This is a genomic window from Streptomyces violascens (genome assembly GCF_014649955.1).
Lineage (GTDB): Bacteria > Actinomycetota > Actinomycetes > Streptomycetales > Streptomycetaceae > Streptomyces > Streptomyces violascens.
Genome location: NZ_BMUA01000008.1, coordinates 53,525 through 71,430, shown reverse-complemented (window position 1 = coordinate 71,430; position 17,906 = coordinate 53,525). Strand labels below are relative to the sequence as shown.

Here is a 17,906-nt window from a genome sequence, read left to right as displayed (position 1 = left end):
GCCTCGTGCCGACCGGCGCGTTCTACGCTGGCCCCATGGACGCACTCGCCGGACTGCTCGACGGACCGCGGGCCAGAGGGGCCTTTCTGCTGCGCATGGTGATGGAACCCCCGTGGTCCGTACGGATCGAGGACCGCGCGCCGATCTGCCTGATGTCGATGACGGCGGGCGAGGCCTGGATCGTGCCCGACCACGGCGAGGCCGTGCACATCGACCCCGGCGACATCGTCGTGGTGCGCGGCCCCGATCCGTACACCGTCACGCACGCACCGGAGCTCGCGCCGTTCGCCCTGATCGGTCCCGGCGAGACCTGCACCACGCTGCGCGGAGAACCGCTCTCGGACTTCATGGACCTCGGCGTACGCACCTGGGGCAACGCCCCGGACGGCTCGGCCACCATGCTGGTGGGCACATATCTGATGGAGGGCGAGATCAGCGGGCGGCTGCTGGACGCGCTGCCGCCGGTGGTGCATCTGACCGCGCGGGAGTGGAACTGCTCGCTCATGCCGCTGCTCGACGACGAGATCTCCCGCGACGAGCCCGGCCAGAGCGTCGTCCTGGACCGGCTGCTCGATCTGCTGCTCATCGCGGTGCTGCGCTCGTGGTTCTCGCGACCCGGCGCGGACGCGCCCGCCTGGTACCGGGCGATGGGTGATCCGGTGGTCGGACCTGGGCTGCGGTTGCTGCAGAACAGCCCCGCGCACCCCTGGACGGTGGCGTCGCTCGCCGCGAAGTGCGGGGTGTCCCGAGCGGGATTCGCGCGCCGCTTCACCGAGCTCGTGGGGGAGCCGCCGATGGCGTACCTGACCGGCTGGCGCCTGGCCCTGGCCGCCGACCGCCTGCGCGAGACGGACGCCACCATCGAGGCCATCGCCCGCCAGGTCGGCTACGGCGGGGCGTTCGCACTGAGCGCCGCCTTCAAACGCGTCCGCGGCATCAGCCCACAGGAACACCGGGCTCTGGGCCCAACCGGCTGAACGTCCGGCCGGCCTCGCACCGCCGAATTCATCCTGGCCGGCCATCGGGACATGCGGCAGGAGTGATCCAACCACTGCCTCACCGGTCCCACACCGCCTCAACCCTCTTACGAACCGCTCCGGTTCCTTCACGACCGGCTCGCATTCCTTCGCGTACCACCCCTACTCACTCTCAAGTGCCCCCAACTCCCGTACGTATCAGGCGAGTTCGTTGCTTGCTGCGGGTTGCCGAGGGTACGGATACTCGACGCGGCGAGTTGGCACGGACGCCGGCACATGCCGGGATCCCGGTCGTCGCGTCCTGGTCATCGCGCCCGACGGGCCCGGCGAACACCCGTTGCCGGGCTCAACCCCCCACAGGAGGTTTCGAGTTGAAGCAGCGATGGATGTCAGGCCGACGTGCGGCCACCGCCGCGGCGGGAGCCCTGGCGCTCGGCGCGACCCTGACGATGCAGAGCGCCGACGCAGCCCCCGCACCGGCCGCCGCCCCGCAGTCCGCCGCAACGGCGGGGCAGCTGGCGCACCGGATCGACACGACTCTCGCGGGCCGCACGGCAGGCTCGTACTACGACGCCCGGAGCAAGAAGCTCGTCGTGAACGTGGTCGACGGCGCGACCGCCGACAGCGTCCGCAAGGCAGGAGCCGAAGCCCGCACCGTCAAGCACTCTCTGAGCCAACTCAACGCAACGCGACAGGAGTTGAAGGCCAGGGCGTCCATACCGGGCACCTCATGGTCGATGGACCCGGTCAGCAACACGATGGTCGTCAAGGCCGACCGCACCGTCACCGGTGACCGCCTCGCTCAGCTCAACAAGGTGGTCCAAGGCCTCGGCGACACGGTGACCCTCAAGAGAACGGCCGGACGCTTCCAGCCGCTCATCGCGGGCGGCGACGCGATCTGGGGCAGCAACGCCCGCTGCTCGCTCGGCTTCAACGTCACGGTCGGCGGGCAGCCGTACTTCCTGACCGCCGGGCACTGCGGCAACGCGGTCTCCAGTTGGTCGGACCAGCAGGGCGGTTCACAGATCGCGGTCACCGAGGCCTCCACGTTCCCCGGCCACGACTACGCGCTCGTCCGCTACACCAGCGACGTGGCCCACCCGAGCGCGGTCGACCTGTACAACGGGTCCTCCCAGCCGATCAGCGGTGCCGGCGAGGCCACCGTCGGCGAGCAGGTCCAGCGCAGCGGCTCCACCACCCAGGTCCAAGGAGGCCAGGTCACCGGCCTGAACGCCACCGTGACGTACCAGGAGGGCCAGGTCGACGGCCTGATCGACACCACCGTCTGCGCCGAGCCCGGCGACAGCGGCGGCTCCCTCTTCGACGGCAGCACGGCGCTCGGCCTCACCTCCGGCGGCAGCGGCGACTGCTCCTCGGGCGGCGAGACGTTCTTCCAGCCCGTACCGGATGCGCTCCAGGCATACGGAGCGCAGATCGGCTGAGGCACGACCTGCGAGTACGTTCCGGTCGGGCAGGGACTCAGGCGTCGCCCGTCAGCAGGTGCTGGGGCACCGACCGGAACGTCCAGGTGCCGGCCCGGCGCGTGAAGACCCACACCAGGTCGAAGCGGTCGGGCCACTCCTGAGGGACTCCGCCGGCCCGGGAAGCGCCCAGCGCTTCGACGATGGGCGGGATCCTGGAGTGCTCCCAGCAGATGAGCACCGGGGCCGTCGCCGCGAGAGCTGCGGCGGCCAGCTCTTCTTCCCTGCCCTCGGCGAACTCGGTGTTCACCGGCACGTGGAGAGCCTTGGCGAGCGGCGTCACGGTCTGCCGCATCCGGTGCGCACCGGCGTCCGGTCCCTGGTCGGCCGCCGCGTAGAGGGTGGCGGGGCGGGGGAGCGGCGCCGAGCCGGAACTGGCATGAGAGCCAACGCCGTTGGGGAGGAAGAGCCGGGGCAGCGCGCGAGAGCGCTCCCAGCCGCGCTCGGTCAGCGACTTCTTGTCCTGCTTGCCGGCTTCGTCGAACCCGGGATCACCGGAGCCGGGTTTCTCGCCATGCCTGATGATCATGACCGTGGTGTCACGCCCGGGGTCGGACGGGGCCGGGCCCGCCGAGGAGGAACCCTTCGACGCGGACTTCTTGCCGTGGCCCGAGCCGCAGCCCGCCGCCACGACCGGCGCGGCCAGCGCCAGGCCCAGCAGCACGGCCCGCCGGTCCGGCCCATTCCTCCGGTTCACTTTCGTACCTTTCCTCGAGCCGCTCAGCCGACTACCGGCTCCAACTCCCACCACTGCCCAGGGGAGTCGGTGTCCTCCACTGCTGCACGTTCGCACCGTCCTCGGCGGAACCGCCCGCGACTTCCAGGAGCAGACCGCTGATGTAACTGACCAGAGTGACGCGGCCGGGCACGTCCAAGTGCCGTTCCACGAGCCACTCCTGGGCGCCGAAATTGTTGGCCTTCCACTGCTGGACGTTGGCGCCGTTCTCGGTGGAGGCGTTGGCGACGTCGAGCCGCTTGCCGCTGTTGACGTTCACCAGATGGTAGAGCCCGCCGCCGCTGTGCACGGGGGAGATGTGCCACTGCTGCGCCGTGGAACCGCTCTCCTTGCCCTGCTGCACATTGGCTCCGCTGCCCTTGGCGCCCCCGTACACCTCCAGGAGCAGCCCGCTGGCCACATTGCGTACGAGGTAGCGGCCTTCGGGCAGGGCGGGGTTCTGGGTGTCGTTCATGATCTCGAAGGATACGGTCATGACAACGCCGCCGCCCGGAGGAACCGGGCGGCGGCATCGTCACGCGACAGTGCGGTGCCGTCAGTGGTGGCGGCTCTCGCGGGCCAGCGCGGTCACGAAGTGGGCCGCGTCGATGGTGCCGATGCCGGTCGCCATGTCGTAGCCGTTCACCGCGGTGTAGCCGGTGACGCCCTGGTAGCTGTTGTTCGTGCCGTCGTTGACGTCCACGAGACCGCTGCTCGGCTTGTAGCCCTGGTGCTTGTACAGCGAGTACAGCGCGTCGTTGATGTTGCCGAGGCGGTGGCCTGCGGCCTGGTCGGCGAGGGCGACGATGCCGGAGAACAGCGGGCTCGCCTCGCTCGTACCGCCGGACACGTCCCAGCCCACGGCGGTCGGGTCGTAGCTGGAGTACACCCAGGCCCCGCCGTTGACCGCGGCGGCCATCGAGATGTCCGGGGTGCCGCGGCGGTTGCCGACGATGCCGCGCACGCCGTTCTGGAAGGACGGGCGCTCGAAGACGTGCGACTGACCGCCGCCGCCCGAGCCGTTGTCGTTGTACACGCTCTCGGGGCTGAGGCGGTTGCCCTTGTCGTCGAGGTGCAGCTGGGTGCCGCCGATCGACGTGACCAGCGGGTCGGACGAGGGCCAGGAGTTGACGCGCTCCTTGTAGTAGCCGCTGCCGTCCGCGGTGTTGTCGGTGGCGCCGCCGTCACCGGAGGAGGCGAGCACGGTCACCCCGTGGGCCGCCGCGTCCTTGAACGCGTACCGCAGGTTCTTGATGCTGGAGAAGTCACCCTTGTCGAAGCCCGGGAAGGTGTTCTCCGTGGCGCCGAAGCTCTGGGTGATGGCATCGCCGATGCCGTGGTCGATGAGGTGCTTCTCGGCGTCCATCATCTCGGGCAGTCCGGTGACGCCCTCGGTCTCGGCGACCGCGGTCTCGACCAGGATGATCTTCGCGTCCGGCGCGACGGCGTGCGCCATCTCGACGTCGAGCGTGGACTCACCGGCCCAGCCGGTCATGTCCTTGTTCTTGGGGTCCCACTTGGGAACGTTGCCCCACTTGACCACGTCGACCTTGCTGCTGGGAATGCCGTACTGCTTGCTGTACACGTCCAGGTCGTGCTGGATCGTCGGCGAGCCGAAGGAGTCCACGATCACGATCGTGCGGCCCTTGCCGGTGATGCCCGCCTTGTAGAGCGGGTTCAGGTTGTACGCCTGGCGGTACTGCAGCGGTCCGTAGCAGGCGATCTTCCACTTGGCCTGGCACTGCTCGGTGCTGAGCGGCCCGCTGGTCGAGTGGGCGAGGTGCTGCCCGGTGATGGCCGGGACGGGCTTTACCTGCGGGACGGCAGGTGCGGCGGTGGCGGACCCGGACAGCGGGGTGGCTATCACCGCGGCGGCGGCAAGGGCGGTGGCCCCGACTGTCGCTGCTGCGGTACGAGTCCGGGGGCGGGCTATGCGCATGAATGCTCCCTGAGTGGGGTGAAGCCGCGCGGGGCGGTCTTCGCGATCCCATCGGGAAGGTCATGGGCAGGACAAGAGGATTTGTCGCTTGATGTCGAACGCTTTGCCTGGGTGGTGCACTTGAATGAACATTCTTGGTTGGTACCTGACCAACCAAAGTCAATAAGCGACAAAAGGGGCGCCGCCCGACCCGGTCGGACGGCGCCCCTTTCTTCAGGCGCTGGTCAGTGTGTGCGATCAGGCGCCGAGGTTGAACTCCGCCGGGTTCGGCCCCAGGCGCTTGCCCTCGTCGAGGGCGGCGAGCGCGGCCAGGTCGTCCGTGTCGAGCTCGAAGTCGAAGACGTCGATGTTCTCCTTGATCCGCGACGGCGTCACGGACTTCGGGATCACGACGTTGCCGATCTGGAGGTGCCAGCGCAGCACCACCTGGGCCGCGGTGCGGCCGTGCTTCTGCGCGATCGCGACCACGGTGGGAACCTCCAGGAGCCCCCGGCCCGAACCGAGCGGCGACCAGGCCTCGGTCGCGATGGAGTGCTTGGCGTGCAGCGCGCGCGACTCGGCCTGGGCCAGCTGCGGGTGCAGCTCGATCTGGTTGACGGCCGGGACCACCGAGGTCTCGCCGAGCAGCCGCTCCAGGTGCACCGGCTGGAAGTTGGAGACGCCGATCGCCTTGGCCCGGCCGTCCGCGTAGATCTTCTCGAACGCCGCGTACGTGTCGACGTACGCGTCCTTCGCCGGCACCGGCCAGTGGATCAGGTACAGGTCGACGTAGTCCAGGCCCAGCTTGTCGAGCGAGGTGTCGAACGCCCGCAGGGTCGAGTCGTACCCCTGCTCCGAGTTCCAGAGCTTCGTCGTGACGAAGAGGTCTTCGCGGGCGACCCCCGAGGCCGCGACGGCCTTGCCGGTGCCCCGCTCGTTGTCGTAGATCGCGGCCGTGTCGATGCTCCGGTACCCGGACTCGATGGCGGTGGCGACCGCCTTCGTGGCCTCGTCGTCCGGCACCTGCCAGACACCGAAACCGAGCTGCGGCATCTCGACGCCGTTGTTGAGGGGGATGGAGGGGACCTTGCTCACGAGCGGTCGATCCTTACGTCGTCGGTTGGTACTGCCATGGTCAACGAACGAGTGGAGCAACGCATTCCCAACGCGCCCACTCGATCGCACCTGACCTGCGGTTCAGTACCGCTCCTGACTCACGGTTCAGGAGCGCGGGATGCGCGGCTCAAGATGAATGGCCGATACAGCTCCGACCTTCTCGGTCCGAACCATTGACCATGCCCCGACAAGACGCGACGCTATGGCACATAACTGAACGGCAGACACTCATATGAACGCCAGGTCGGCTCAGCTCAGCCAACTGCTCATGGGTGCGCCACACGCCGTTCACTCCTGAACCCCACCTCTCAGGAAGGCAGGTACACCCCATGAAGGACACGCGGGAAACATCGGAGGAAACGGCGCCCGTCGCGGCCTGGGAGGCCCCCGAGTACACGGTCGTCGAGACCGCACTCGAAGTCACCGGCTACTTCCACGCCGACCGGTAGGCGCCGCGCCATGCTGCTGCAGGTGCTCGGCACCGCGGCGGGTGGCGGGGTCCCGCAGTGGAACTGCGCGTGTCCCGGCTGTGCCGGGGCGCGCGCCCACCCGGGGCGCCGCCGCCGGCACGCCTCCCTCGCTGTGAGGTCGGGCGGCCCCGGATCCCGCTGGCACATCGTCAACGCCGGTCCCGACATCGCGGACCAGATCGAATCCGTCCCCGCGCTGCTGCCGGACCCCGGATCGCGCGAGACCCCGGTCGCCGGAGTGATCCTCACGGACGCCGAACTCGACCACACCCTCGGCATCGCGCGGCTCCGCGAGGCGGACGGCCTCGTGGTCCGGGCCACCGCACCCGTACGGGACGCACTCCTCGGCCGACTACGGCTCGGGGATGTGCTCAGTCCCTACACGGCCATCGAATGGCGCGAGCTGAGCGAGAAGCCGGAAGCGCTGTCGGCGGCCGCGGCGACGGGGTGCCGTGAGCCGGCCGGCCGGCTGAACGCGCTCTCAGCCCCCGGCGCCATCCAGGTCGGCGCCATCCCCGTCTCCGCCAAACGACCCCGTTACGCGGCCGGCCCCGGACCCGGCGACCCCATCTGGTCGGTCGCGCTCCGGCTGTACGAACCGGCCACCGGCGCCACGGCCGTCTACGCCCCTGCGATCGCCACCTGGTCCGACGCGCTCGACGAAGCGGTACGGAGCGCCGACGTCGTCATCGTTGACGGCACGTTCTGGGACGACGACGAGCCCGTACGCAGCGGGATCTCGACCCGCACGGCGACCGCGACGGGACATCTGCCGATCGCCGGACCGCACGGCACCTCCCGCCGCCTCACCGCACTCCCCGGCCGCTGCCTCTACACCCACCTCAACAACACCAACCCCCTCAACGACCCCGCGGCCGCCCAGCACGCACGGCTCGCCGAGCGCGGTCTGGAAGTCGCCGCGGAGCGGATGGTGATCGAACTGTGAGCGATCCTCAACGTCCGTGGACGGACAGCGAGTTCGAGCGGAAGCTACGTGCCGTGGTCGAGCATCGCTACCACGACCGGCACCCCTTCAACGTCCGTATGCACAAGGGTGACCTCGACCGCGAGGAACTGCGGCGCTGGATCCTGAACCGCTTCCAGTACCAGCGGAACATCCCCGTCAAGGATGCCCACATCCTCGCCAAGTTCGACGAGCCGCACCTGCGCCGGATGTGGCTGCGCCGCATCCAGGACCACGACGGACCGACCCACGGCACGGGCGGCATCGAACGCTGGCTCCGGCTCGGCGAGGCCGCCGGAATCACCCGCGAACGCATGTGGTCCGGCGCCGAGGTCCTGCCCGGCGTCCGCCTCGCCGTCGACGGCTATGTCAACTTCTGCCGGCTCAACCCGGCCCTGGACGCGGTCGCCGCCTCGCTCACGGAACTCTCCGCACCCGGCATCATGCGCACCCGCATCGACGCCTTCCGGGACCATTACGACTGGATCGAGCCCGGCGGCCTGGAGTACTTCCGCACCCGTATGGAACAGGGCAGCCGCGACAGTGCCGAGGCCCTGCTCCTGGTCAGCGGCTGGACCCGCACCCGGGCGGAACAAGAACGCTGCGTGGCCGCCCTCGCCTTCAAGTGCGACGTGCTGTGGTCACTGCTCGACGCGGTGGAGCTGGGCGGGCGCGGGGAGACAGGGGGAGCCGGATGACTCTCACCCACACCCCGGGTTCCCACCCGCCGGCCGCCTCGGTGCCCGACCCCGACCCCTCCTGGCGCCCCGCGCTCGCCCGGCATGTGCTGCTGCGGCACGACCGGGTGCGGGGAGCCGATCTGCTCGTGCTGCCCGAGCGGGTGGTGGTGCTGCACGGTCCGGCGGGGAGCATCGTCCGGCTCTGCGACGGTGCGCGCGATGTGCGGGGGATCGTCGAGGAGCTGGCCGCGCGCCATCCCAAGGCGCCCGTCGCCGTCGAAGTCCCTTTGTTTCTCGGCAGGTTGCGTGAGGAGGGCTGGTTGCGATGACCCCCGTCGAACCACCCTGGGCGCTGCTCGCCGAGCTGACCCACGGCTGCCCGCTGCACTGTGCGTACTGTTCCAATCCGTTGGAATTGGTCCGCCGCAGCGGTGAGCTCGACACCGGCTCCTGGTGCCGAGTGATGTGCCAAGCAGGTGAGCTGGGGGTCGTCCAGACCCACATCTCGGGCGGCGAACCGCTGCTGAGGCCCGACCTGCCGCAGATCGTCGCGGCTGCCGACACGGCCGGCATTCACACCCAGTTGGTCACCAGCGGCATCGGCCTGGACGCGGCCCGCCTCGGCGCACTCGTCGACGCCGGGCTGCGTTCCGTACAGCTGTCCGTGCAGCATGCCGACCCGCAGGCGTCGGACCGGATCGCCGGGCGCCGCCGCTCGTTCGCCGACAAGGCGCGGGCCGCCGCCGTCGTCCGCGAGGCAGGGCTGCCACTGGGCCTCAATGTCGTCCTGCACCGCGACAACCTCGACGTGCTGGATGCGATCGTCGGCCTGGGCCTCGACTGGGGAGCCGACCGCATCGAGCTCGCCAACACCCAGTTCTACGGATGGGCTCTGCTCAACAGGAAGCAACTCCTGCCTTCCCGCAGCCAGTTGACGCGTGCGCGGGAGTCTGTCGAGGCGTGGAAGACGAGGCTCGCCGGGCGTACCGAACTCGTGTGGGTGGTGCCCGACTACTTCGACGGCACGGCGAAACCCTGCATGGGCGGCTGGGGCGCGGTCTCGCTGACCGTTGCTCCGGACGGCACCGCACTGCCGTGCCCGGCGGCCGCCGCGATGCCCGGGCTCGATCCGCCCAACGTGCGAGAGCGTTCTCTGGAGTGGATCTGGCGTGAGTCGCCCGCCTTCAACGCCTATCGCGGCACCGGCTGGATGGCCGACCCCTGCCGCTCCTGCGAACGCCGGGACATCGACTTCGGGGGCTGCCGCTGCCAGGCGTACGCCCTCACCGGCGACGCGGCCCGCCCCGACCCGGCCTGCCACCTTGCCCCTGACCACCCACTCCTGCGCGGCATCGTCTCCGAGAGCGCTCTCGGCGCCCCGAGCCCAGCCGTACCCCGGTCCTTCCGCACGGCCGCCGGCCGCGGCGACCGAGTCTGAACACGAGCCCGCCCCCGATACCACGCCCGCACCTCCCCCTGAGGAAATTGAGGTGACCATGACCAGGACTACGGCCCGTCCGTGGCACACCACCCGAAAGCGCCGCCCCCGCAAGCGCCTGGGCACCCTGCTCGCCGCACTCCTCACCGTCGCCGGTCTCACCCTCGGGGCCACCGCCCCCGCGACCGCATCGCAGCCCCGGGACCCGAAGGCCACCGACTGGTCCGTCGCCATGACCAGGTCGACGCTGGCCCGCTTCACCCCGATGTCCATCGGTGGCTGGTCATACCCGGTCGGCCTGTATCTCTACGGCCAGTACGAGGTCTACCAGCGCACCCACGACGCCAAGTTGCTGTCCTTCATCAAGAGCTACGTCGACCGGTTCGTCGACAGCAAGGGCGGCATCCAACAGGGCTTCAACAGTCTCGACAGCATGCAGGCCGGGCGGCTCCTGGTCATCCTGCACCACGAGACCGGGCAGGACCGCTACCGGATCGCCGCACAGAAGATCCGCAACCGGCTGAACACCTACCCGCGCACATCCGACGGCGGATTCTGGCACGCCGACTCCAGCAGCCGGGCCCATCAACTCTGGGCGGACGGTGTCTACATGGTCAACCCGTTCCTCGTCGAGTACGGCAAGGAGTTCAACGACTCGGCGTACACCAATGACGAGGCGGCCAAGCAACTCGCCGTCTACGGGAGCCACTTGCAGGTGGGCAACGGACTGCTCAAGCACGCGTACGACGAGTCACGCACCCAGAGCTGGGCCGACCCCACCACCGGGCTCGCCCCCGAACACTGGTGCCGGGCCATCGGCTGGTACTCGATGGCCGTCGTCAACGTCCTGGACGCCATCCCCGCAAATCACCCGCGCCGTGCACAACTCCTCACCCACCTGCGGAACTTGGCGAGCGGTCTTGAGCACTACCAGGACCCGAAGACCGGCCGCTGGTTCCAGGTCGTCGACAAGGGGGCCAAGTCCGACAACTGGACCGAGACCTCCTGCTCCAGCATGTTCACCTACGCCCTCGACCGGTCCGTCCAACAGGGCTACATCGACCAGCACTTCGAGGCCGTCGCTCAACGCGGCTACCAAGGTGTGCTCGCCAAGATCTCGCTGGGCTCGGACGGCAGGACCAGTCTCACCGACATCTCCATCGGCACCAACGTCGGCGACTACTCCTACTACGTCGGGCGCACCCGGGCAGCCAACGACTTCCACGGCCTGGGCGCCTTCCTGATCATGAATGAACAGCTCAGGCCGAGGTGACTCACCGATGACTCCCACCCGCAGGACCTTGCTCACGGCCGCGCTGAGTGGCGCGGCGGCCGCCGGACTGCCCGGGGCCGGCGCACATGCCGCATCCCAGCAGCAGAAATGGCAGCAGAAGTGGGCGCCGTCGGCCTCCACCGGCGGGCTCAAGGCCTTCGAGACGGTCGAGGACGACCGGGCGGACTCACACCCCGCCGGTCACCCCCACATCCTCCCCGAGGGCGACAACTTCCGCTTCACCATGCACACGGTCGACCGTGACACCATGACCGACCGGCAGCGTCAGGAGGTCACCGGGCTCCGCAACGGCGACTCGTACCTGAAGTGGCTGCCCGGCCAGACCTGGAGACTCACGTACTCCATGTTCATCCCGAGCTCGCTGAAGGCCACCACCTCCTTCACCCACATCATGCAGATGAAGCAGCCCGGCAACGGAACCTCGCCGATCGTCGTGCAGTCGCTGCGCCGCGTGAACGGGGTGCAGACCATCGAGCTCCAACTCCCCATCAGCGGAACCCTCATAGGCCGCACCGGCCTCGATCCACTCCACGACAAGTGGACCGACGTCGACTTCCAGATCAAGGTCGGCGACAAGACCGCGGGCTCGGTGCGCTGGATCCTCAAGAGCGGCGGCACCACCGTCATCGACAAGTCGGCGACCGGCGTCGACACCTTCCTCGCCGACCGGGTCCGCCCGAAGTGGGGCATCTACCGCTCCCTGGGCGACACCTCCGGGTCCCTGCAGAACACATATCTGCTGCTGACCAACCTGCGCGGCTACCAGCTCGTCTGACCATCCATCAGGGGGAGACACCTGCATGCGCCCATACACGAAAAGAAGGCCCACACTCGTGGGGCTGATCTTTGCCGGATTACTGGCACTGGTGCAACCCGCCACCGCGACAGCCCTGGCCCTACCGGCCTCCGCACTCGCCGCACCGTCCGTGACGCTCCCAGCGCATGGGGCCCAACTGAGGCACACCGCACCCGAGTTCAACGTCAAGGACTACGGCGCCAAGGGAGACGGCTCCGCCAATGACAGCCCCGCCGTGGACAAGGCCATCAGCGCGGCCAACGCCGCGGGCGGCGGGACCGTGCGGTTCCCCTTGGGCACCTACAAGTCGCAGAACACTCTCCGCATGAGGTCCAACGTCACGCTGGAACTCGACTCCGGAGCCACCCTGAAGGGCTCGAACGCCGGTAAGTACGAAGCACCCGAGCCCAACCCGTACGACCAGTACCAGGACGACGGGCACAGTCACTTCCACAACGCGATGATCTACGGTGACCGGCTGACCAACATCGGCTTCACCGGGGCCGGTGTCATCGACGGCGGCGGCAACCTCATCACCGGCAACCCCAAGCCCGGCCAGGCCGACAAGATCCTGTCGCTGACCCGCTGCGACGGGCTCACCCTGGGCGGCGGAATCACCCTGCGCCGAGGCGGCCACTTCGCCGCACTCATCAACGGCTGCACACACGTGACCTCGGACCACCTCACCATCGACACGGCGAGCGACCGCGACGGCTGGAACATCATCAGCACGACACACGTCACCGTCACCAACGCCACCATCGCGGCCAACGACGACGCCCTCGTCTTCAAGAGCGACTACGCACTCGGTGCCAAGCTGATGAATGGTCATGTGACCGTTCACGACAGCAAGTTGTCGGCGAAGTGCTGCAATGCCCTGATGTTCGGGTCGGAGACCTGCGGCGACTTCACCGACTACCAGTTCCAGGGCATCACGATCAACGGCGCCGGCAAGTCCGGGCTCGGCATGGTCTCGATGGACGGCGCCGACATCAGTGACGTCCACTACCGCGACATCACCATGACCGACGTGCACTCGCCGATCATGCTGAAGACCGGGACCAGGAAACGCTGCGGCAACAGTCCGGGTGTGGGCCGCCTCTCCGGCATCACGTACGACGACATCACGGCAACCGGCAACAGCCCGTCCTTCTCGCCGACCCTGTGGGGCGAGTCCGGCACGCACCACATCGACGGTGTGACGTTCGCCCATGTCCACCTCACCCTGCCGGGCGGCACCGGCGCCATGTCCACCGCCCTGCCCAGCAACAACGCGACGGACTACAACCCGAACTCCATAGGCACCCGGCCCGCCTACGGCTGGTACCTGCACAACGCCGACCACGTCACCTTCACCGACAGTTCGGTGCGGTTCGGTGCCGACGACGGGCGGCCCGCGGTCATCGCCAACGGCGGCGGCCCGGTCACGTTCACCCGCTTCACCGTCCAGCGCGGCGACAAGAGCCCGTACGACCTGGGCTTCCAGAACGTGACCGGCGGCTACTGCGTCGCCGACAGCAAGAACACCACCGGCGGCGCCCCGCGCATCAGCGGCACCGGCTCCACCCAGTCCTGCGGTGCGCGGGAAGCCGCCGACGGAGCAGCTCGCGCCGCGCATCACGCGGCCCACCTCGACCACCCGGAGGGACCGGCATGAGAGCGCTCCCGGCCAGGCGCGGCCCACTGGCCACAAGACTTCTGCTCGTGGTGGCCCTGATGCTCGGCGCACTGTCGCTGCAGGCCCCGGCCCGCGCCGATCTGCAGAACCCGCGCCAGGACTTCCTGCGCGCCTCCACCTCCGGGCTCTTCCTGCACTGGGGCGAGCGCACCGCCCCCGCCCACACCAGCTGCTCCGCCTGGGAGTCCGACGTCACGGGCGGCGGCTGGACCCCCGACTACTGGGTGAACGAGGCGCGGAAACTGCACGCCCAGTACCTCGTCCTCGCCACCTTCCACAGCCGCCTCGGCTACGCCCGCCCGTGGCCCTCCAAGATCCCCGGCAGCTGCTCCACCCAGCGCGACTTCCTCGGCGAGCTGATCGCGGCCGCCAAGGCCAAGGGCCTCAAGACCATCCTGTACATGACGGACGACCCGCAGTGGCACGCCGACGGAGGCCATGAGTGGCTCGACTCGGCCGGCTATTCGACCTACAAGGGCAGCAAGGTCGACCTGACCACCCGGGACGGCTTCGGGCAGTTCAGTTACGACAACTTCTTCGAGGTCATGAACCGCTATCCGGACCTCGGCGGCTTCTGGATCGACAACGACAACGACTACTGGCTCAGCCACAACCTCTACCAGCAGATCTACCAGAAACGCCCCAACTACACGCTCAGCAACAACAACGAAGACACGCCGATCATGGACATGATCAGCAACGAGCAGAAGACGGGCATGACGCCGTCGTACGACTACCCGCAGGCGCTCTACACCGCGCAGCCCCGCCTGACCGAGGCCGACTTCAAGCTGCCCTCCACCGGAGCCTGGTGGTACGACGGCTCCAACCCTGCCGTGGACAAGAAGCTCACCCTGGGACGGCTGATCACCAACGCCGGCTCGTCGGTGAAGGCCCTCATGGCGGAAACGGCCCAGGTGAACGGCAAGTTCCCGTCGAACCAGGCCTCGTTCAACGACTTCGCCGACGGCTACCTCGCGCCCATCTGGGAGTCCCTGCACGGCGTCGAAGGCGGCGGCTACCTGTACGGCGGCCTCAAGCCCGGGTTCTGGAACGACGGCGCGCAGGGTGTCACCACCATCAGCAGGACCGACCCGAACCTCCAGTACATCCACGTCATCACCCCGCCCAGTACCTCCACCCTCAAACTGCGCGACAACGGCTACCAGGTGACCGGGGTGACCAACCTCCGTACGGGCGCGGAGATTTCGTACACCCAGTCCGGCGGCACGCTCAGCCTCACGGGCCTGTCCGGATGGGATCCCTACGACACCGTCCTGAAGGTGACCACGAAGGGGCGCACCGGGATCATCGCCCCGGCCGACTACACCATGAGCGCTTCGGCTTCGGCGAGCGGGCATGGCGCGGCGGCTGCCGCGGACGGCGATTACCTCACGTACTGGGACAGCGGCAAGACCCTCCCGGTGCGGCTCGACTTCAACCTGGATGCGGCGAAGACCGTTCGCTTTCTCGGCATCAACCAGCGTGAGGACTCGGTGAGTTACGCGCGCTCCGACACCGAGCAGTCGGCGCGGATCAAGGGCTACAAGGTGTACGTCAGCGCGGACGGCAAGAACTGGGGGAGCCCGGTGAAGTCCGGCACCCTGCCGAGCGCGCGGGGAGTCGCCTTCATCGACATCCCGGCCGTCTCCACCGGACACGTCCGCCTGGAGGTGACGAGCACGTACGCGGCCTCGACGGACACCGCCCGCTACAAGCGGCTGCGGATCGACGAGGCATGGCTCGGGAGCGCCTACGCGTCGCCCGGGCCGGCCCGCGCCCCTGGCCCGCACCGGAGCTGAGAGCGCCTGCCCCCCAAGGCCCAACTCGTGTACAGGTAAAGCGATTTGGTCCCGCGCGAGTCATTGACACCAAGCGCTCCAGGCGCTGCGATGCAGTGATGGTTAGGAAGCTTTCCTAACGCGGCGGCTGTGGGGTCCTGAGCGGCTCCGCAACCCCGAAGTTCCCCGTAGCCCCGCGCGCACCCGGCACCCCCTCGAGCAATCCCCGGCAACCAATCCCGCAGGCCTCCGTAAGCCCCACGGAAGGAACCCCCCCGTGCACACTGTCGTACCCCCGCGCCGCCTCACCGCGGCCCTCGCAGGCGTAGGCTGTCTGCTCCTGCCCCTGATCGCCGCCGTCCCCCAGGCCGGTGCGGCCGATGCCCCGCAGGCGGCCGCCGCGTCCGGCGCCATGGCGGTCGCCCCGTACGAATACCTCGGCTGGGGCAATCCGCAGAAGCCCACCGATGTCATGGCGGCGACCGGCGTCAAGTGGTTCACGCTCGCCTTCATCCTGTCCGACGGCGGCTGCAACCCGAAGTGGGACGGTTCGCGCGCGCTGACCGGCGGCTCCGACGAGAGCGCGATCAAGTCCATCCGCGGCGCGGGCGGCGACGTGGTCGTGTCCGTCGGCGGCTGGAGCGGCAACAAGCTCGGCGAGAAGTGCTCCAGCGCCTCGGCGCTCGCGGGCGCGTACCAGAAGGTGATCAACGCGTACCACCTGAAGGCGCTCGACATCGACATCGAGGACACCGAGTTCTCGAACGCCACCGTGCGGCAGCGGGTGGTGAGTGCGCTGAAGATCGTCAAGACCAACAACCCCGGCATCGTCACCTACGTGACCATGGGGGCGACGCCGAGCGGGCCCGACTCCAACGGCAAGGACCTGATCAAGAAGGGGGCGGCCGCCGGGCTCGCCAACGACGGCTGGACGATCATGCCGTTCGACTTCGGCAGCCACAGCGGGTCGATGGGCTCGGCCACGGTGAGCGCTCTCGAAGGCCTGAAGGCCGCGGTGAAGAGCGCCTACGGCTACAGCGACGACGCCGCCTACCGGCACATCGGTGTGTCCTCCATGAACGGCAAGACCGACGAGTCCGACGAGACCGTCACCACCGGCGACTTCCAGACCATGCTCGGCTATGCCAAGCAGCACCACATGGCACGCTTCACGTTCTGGGCGGTCAACCGCGACCGGCTGTGCTCCGGGGGCGGGAGCGCCGGCGACTCGTGCAGCGGGGTCGGTCAGTCCCCGTACGCCTTCACGAAAATCGTCTCCCAGTACGCGGGCTGAGGGCGGGCCGACATGACGCATCAGCAGCGCAGGAGAGCGCTCTCGGCCCTTGCCGCGACGGCGGGCCTCATCGCGGGCGCCCTGACGGCCGCACCGTATGCGACGGCGGCGTCGTATGCCACCGCCGCACCGAGCGGTCCCGCCATCCCCTTCGGAAGCCATCAAATCCCTTACGCGGACGGGGTATTGAAGCCGTCCGGCAGTCAGGCGGCGATCGACCGGCAAGTGATCGACACGTACGAGGCGTGGAAGGCCGCGTTCGTGAAGCAGAACTGCGGCAACGGCTGGTACGAGACGCTCTCGCCGGACGCCGACCACCCCTATGTGGGGGAGGGCCAGGGATACGGCATGGTGGTCACCGCGCTGATGGCGGGCGCCGACAACGATGCCAAGAAGATCTTCGACGGCATGGTCAAGTACGTCCTCGCCCACCCCTCGTCGAACAACTCCGGGCTGCTCGCCGCCGAGCAGGACAAGTCCTGCAAGAGTGTCGACGGCTCCGACTCGGCGACCGACGGCGACCTCGACGTCGCCTACGGGCTGCTGCTCGCCGACAGGCAGTGGGGCAGCTCGGGGACGTACGACTACAAGAGCCTCGCCGTCAAGCACATCAATGCCATCAAGAAGAGCGAGGTGAATCCCACCACGCACCTGATGCTGCTCGGTGACTGGTCGACCTCCGGCGAGTCCCACTACTGGATCTCGCGCTCCTCGGACTGGATGGCCGATCACTTCCGGGCCTTCAAGTCGGCGACGGGCGACGGGACATGGGACACCGTGCGCGTCGCGCATCAGAAGCTGATCACCTCTCAGCAGTCCAAGTACGCCTCGAATACCGGCCTGCTGGCCGACTTCGTCGTCAACACCAACAGCACGCCCAAGCCCGCCCCGGGCAAGGTGCTCGAATCCGCCCACGACGGCGACTACGGATGGAACGCCTGCCGCGACGCGTGGCGAATCGGCGCGGACGCGGTGACCAGTGGGGATGCCGCCTCGCTCGCTTCGGCGCGCAAGCTCAACGGCTGGATCAAGAGCAAGACCGGCGGCGACCCCGGCAAGATCGTCACCGGCTACCACCTCAACGGTTCGACGTTCGACAGCGGCAAGGACATGGCCTTCACCGCGCCCTTCGCCGTCGCCGCGCTCACCGACCCCGGCTCCCAGGCCTGGCTCGACGCGCTCTGGAGCAAGCTGGCCGCCTCTCCGGTGGATCCGAAGCTCTACTACGGCGCCAGCGTGCAGCTCCAGTCCATGATCGTGGCGGCCGGTGACTACTGGGTGCCACAAGGTTCCTGACGGAGGATCAT

Annotated in this window: 16 protein-coding genes and 1 pseudogene; 13 read left to right on the top strand and 4 right to left on the bottom strand. The window is 68.7% G+C overall.

Annotation, left to right across the window (positions count from 1 at the left end; translation table 11 throughout):
• Positions 1-35: 35 nt before the first annotated feature.
• Complete coding sequence (locus IE206_RS18165; RefSeq protein ID WP_189963206.1) at positions 36-977, top strand: AraC family transcriptional regulator; 942 nt, start codon at positions 36-38, stop codon at positions 975-977.
• 371 nt (positions 978-1,348) lie between these two features.
• Complete coding sequence (locus IE206_RS18160) at positions 1,349-2,419, top strand: S1 family peptidase (RefSeq protein WP_444545509.1); 1,071 nt, start codon at positions 1,349-1,351, stop codon at positions 2,417-2,419.
• A 37-nt stretch (positions 2,420-2,456) separates the two neighbouring features.
• Here the strand turns inward: IE206_RS18160 and IE206_RS18155 are convergent, their stop codons facing one another.
• The 4 genes and pseudogenes from IE206_RS18155 to IE206_RS18140 all read right to left on the bottom strand — a co-directional run bounded on the left by IE206_RS18155 (position 2,457) and on the right by IE206_RS18140 (position 6,186).
• Positions 2,457-3,155: a hypothetical protein gene (locus tag IE206_RS18155; protein ID WP_226599707.1), complete on the bottom strand. Its 699-nt coding sequence runs from the start codon at positions 3,153-3,155 to the stop codon at positions 2,457-2,459.
• A 23-nt stretch (positions 3,156-3,178) separates the two neighbouring features.
• Positions 3,179-3,648 (bottom strand): annotated as a pseudogene (locus IE206_RS18150) (RICIN domain-containing protein).
• An 81-nt stretch (positions 3,649-3,729) separates the two neighbouring features.
• Complete coding sequence (locus IE206_RS18145; protein WP_189963204.1) at positions 3,730-5,112, bottom strand: S53 family peptidase; 1,383 nt, start codon at positions 5,110-5,112, stop codon at positions 3,730-3,732.
• A gap of 237 nt (positions 5,113-5,349) precedes the next feature.
• Positions 5,350-6,186, bottom strand: coding sequence for an aldo/keto reductase (locus tag IE206_RS18140; RefSeq protein WP_189963203.1), 837 nt, complete (start codon positions 6,184-6,186; stop codon positions 5,350-5,352).
• Between the two features lie 350 nt (positions 6,187-6,536).
• On the opposite strand from IE206_RS18140, the gene pqqA reads away from it, so the two are divergent.
• The 11 genes from pqqA to IE206_RS18085 all read left to right on the top strand — a co-directional run bounded on the left by pqqA (position 6,537) and on the right by IE206_RS18085 (position 17,895).
• Positions 6,537-6,656, top strand: coding sequence for a pyrroloquinoline quinone precursor peptide PqqA (gene pqqA / locus IE206_RS18135; protein ID WP_189963202.1), 120 nt, complete (start codon positions 6,537-6,539; stop codon positions 6,654-6,656).
• 10 nt (positions 6,657-6,666) lie between these two features.
• Positions 6,667-7,623 carry a pyrroloquinoline quinone biosynthesis protein PqqB gene (gene pqqB, locus IE206_RS18130; protein ID WP_189963201.1) on the top strand — a complete coding sequence of 319 codons (957 nt, stop codon included), beginning with the start codon at positions 6,667-6,669 and terminating at the stop codon, positions 7,621-7,623.
• 53 nt (positions 7,624-7,676) lie between these two features.
• Entirely contained in the window at positions 7,677-8,339 is a 663-nt protein-coding gene (gene pqqC, locus IE206_RS18125; protein WP_308433935.1) for a pyrroloquinoline-quinone synthase PqqC, read from the top strand.
• Positions 8,336-8,650: a pyrroloquinoline quinone biosynthesis peptide chaperone PqqD gene (gene pqqD, locus IE206_RS18120; RefSeq protein WP_189963199.1), complete on the top strand. Its 315-nt coding sequence runs from the start codon at positions 8,336-8,338 to the stop codon at positions 8,648-8,650. The genes pqqC and pqqD overlap by 4 nt, the downstream gene beginning before the upstream one ends.
• A complete protein-coding gene (pqqE, locus tag IE206_RS18115) occupies positions 8,647-9,759 on the top strand; it encodes a pyrroloquinoline quinone biosynthesis protein PqqE (RefSeq protein WP_189963198.1) in 1,113 nt (370 codons plus the stop codon). Before pqqD ends, pqqE begins: the two co-directional genes overlap by 4 nt.
• Positions 9,760-9,817: 58 nt before the next feature.
• Positions 9,818-11,032 (top strand): glycoside hydrolase family 88/105 protein, encoded by a 1,215-nt coding sequence (locus IE206_RS18110; protein ID WP_189963197.1) that lies wholly within the window; start codon positions 9,818-9,820, stop codon positions 11,030-11,032.
• Positions 11,033-11,039: 7 nt separating this feature from the next.
• Positions 11,040-11,828 carry a Tat pathway signal sequence domain protein gene (locus IE206_RS18105; RefSeq protein ID WP_189963196.1) on the top strand — a complete coding sequence of 263 codons (789 nt, stop codon included), beginning with the start codon at positions 11,040-11,042 and terminating at the stop codon, positions 11,826-11,828.
• A gap of 58 nt (positions 11,829-11,886) precedes the next feature.
• On the top strand, positions 11,887-13,506 hold the full coding sequence (locus tag IE206_RS18100; protein WP_226599706.1) for a glycoside hydrolase family 28 protein: 1,620 nt from the start codon (positions 11,887-11,889) through the stop codon (positions 13,504-13,506).
• The gene (locus tag IE206_RS18095; protein WP_189963194.1) at positions 13,503-15,326 is read left to right on the top strand and encodes a discoidin domain-containing protein; all 1,824 of its coding nucleotides are present in this window, start codon (positions 13,503-13,505) and stop codon (positions 15,324-15,326) included. Before IE206_RS18100 ends, IE206_RS18095 begins: the two co-directional genes overlap by 4 nt.
• A 256-nt stretch (positions 15,327-15,582) precedes the next feature.
• Positions 15,583-16,599 (top strand): chitinase, encoded by a 1,017-nt coding sequence (locus IE206_RS18090; protein ID WP_189963193.1) that lies wholly within the window; start codon positions 15,583-15,585, stop codon positions 16,597-16,599.
• Positions 16,600-16,611: 12 nt separating this feature from the next.
• Positions 16,612-17,895, top strand: coding sequence for a family 8 glycosyl hydrolase (locus IE206_RS18085; protein WP_189963192.1), 1,284 nt, complete (start codon positions 16,612-16,614; stop codon positions 17,893-17,895).
• The last annotated feature ends 11 nt before the right edge of the window (positions 17,896-17,906 follow it).

Coding starts and splice junctions, on each gene's coding strand:
- IE206_RS18165 (WP_189963206.1), top strand. CDS start 36: ATGGACGCACTCGCCGGACTGCTCGACGGACCGCGGGCCAGAGGGGCC.
- IE206_RS18145 (WP_189963204.1), bottom strand. CDS start 5,112: ATGCGCATAGCCCGCCCCCGGACTCGTACCGCAGCAGCGACAGTCGGG.
- pqqA (WP_189963202.1), top strand. CDS start 6,537: ATGAAGGACACGCGGGAAACATCGGAGGAAACGGCGCCCGTCGCGGCC.
- pqqB (WP_189963201.1), top strand. CDS start 6,667: ATGCTGCTGCAGGTGCTCGGCACCGCGGCGGGTGGCGGGGTCCCGCAG.
- pqqD (WP_189963199.1), top strand. CDS start 8,336: ATGACTCTCACCCACACCCCGGGTTCCCACCCGCCGGCCGCCTCGGTG.
- pqqE (WP_189963198.1), top strand. CDS start 8,647: ATGACCCCCGTCGAACCACCCTGGGCGCTGCTCGCCGAGCTGACCCAC.
- IE206_RS18110 (WP_189963197.1), top strand. CDS start 9,818: ATGACCAGGACTACGGCCCGTCCGTGGCACACCACCCGAAAGCGCCGC.
- IE206_RS18105 (WP_189963196.1), top strand. CDS start 11,040: ATGACTCCCACCCGCAGGACCTTGCTCACGGCCGCGCTGAGTGGCGCG.
- IE206_RS18095 (WP_189963194.1), top strand. CDS start 13,503: ATGAGAGCGCTCCCGGCCAGGCGCGGCCCACTGGCCACAAGACTTCTG.
- IE206_RS18085 (WP_189963192.1), top strand. CDS start 16,612: ATGACGCATCAGCAGCGCAGGAGAGCGCTCTCGGCCCTTGCCGCGACG.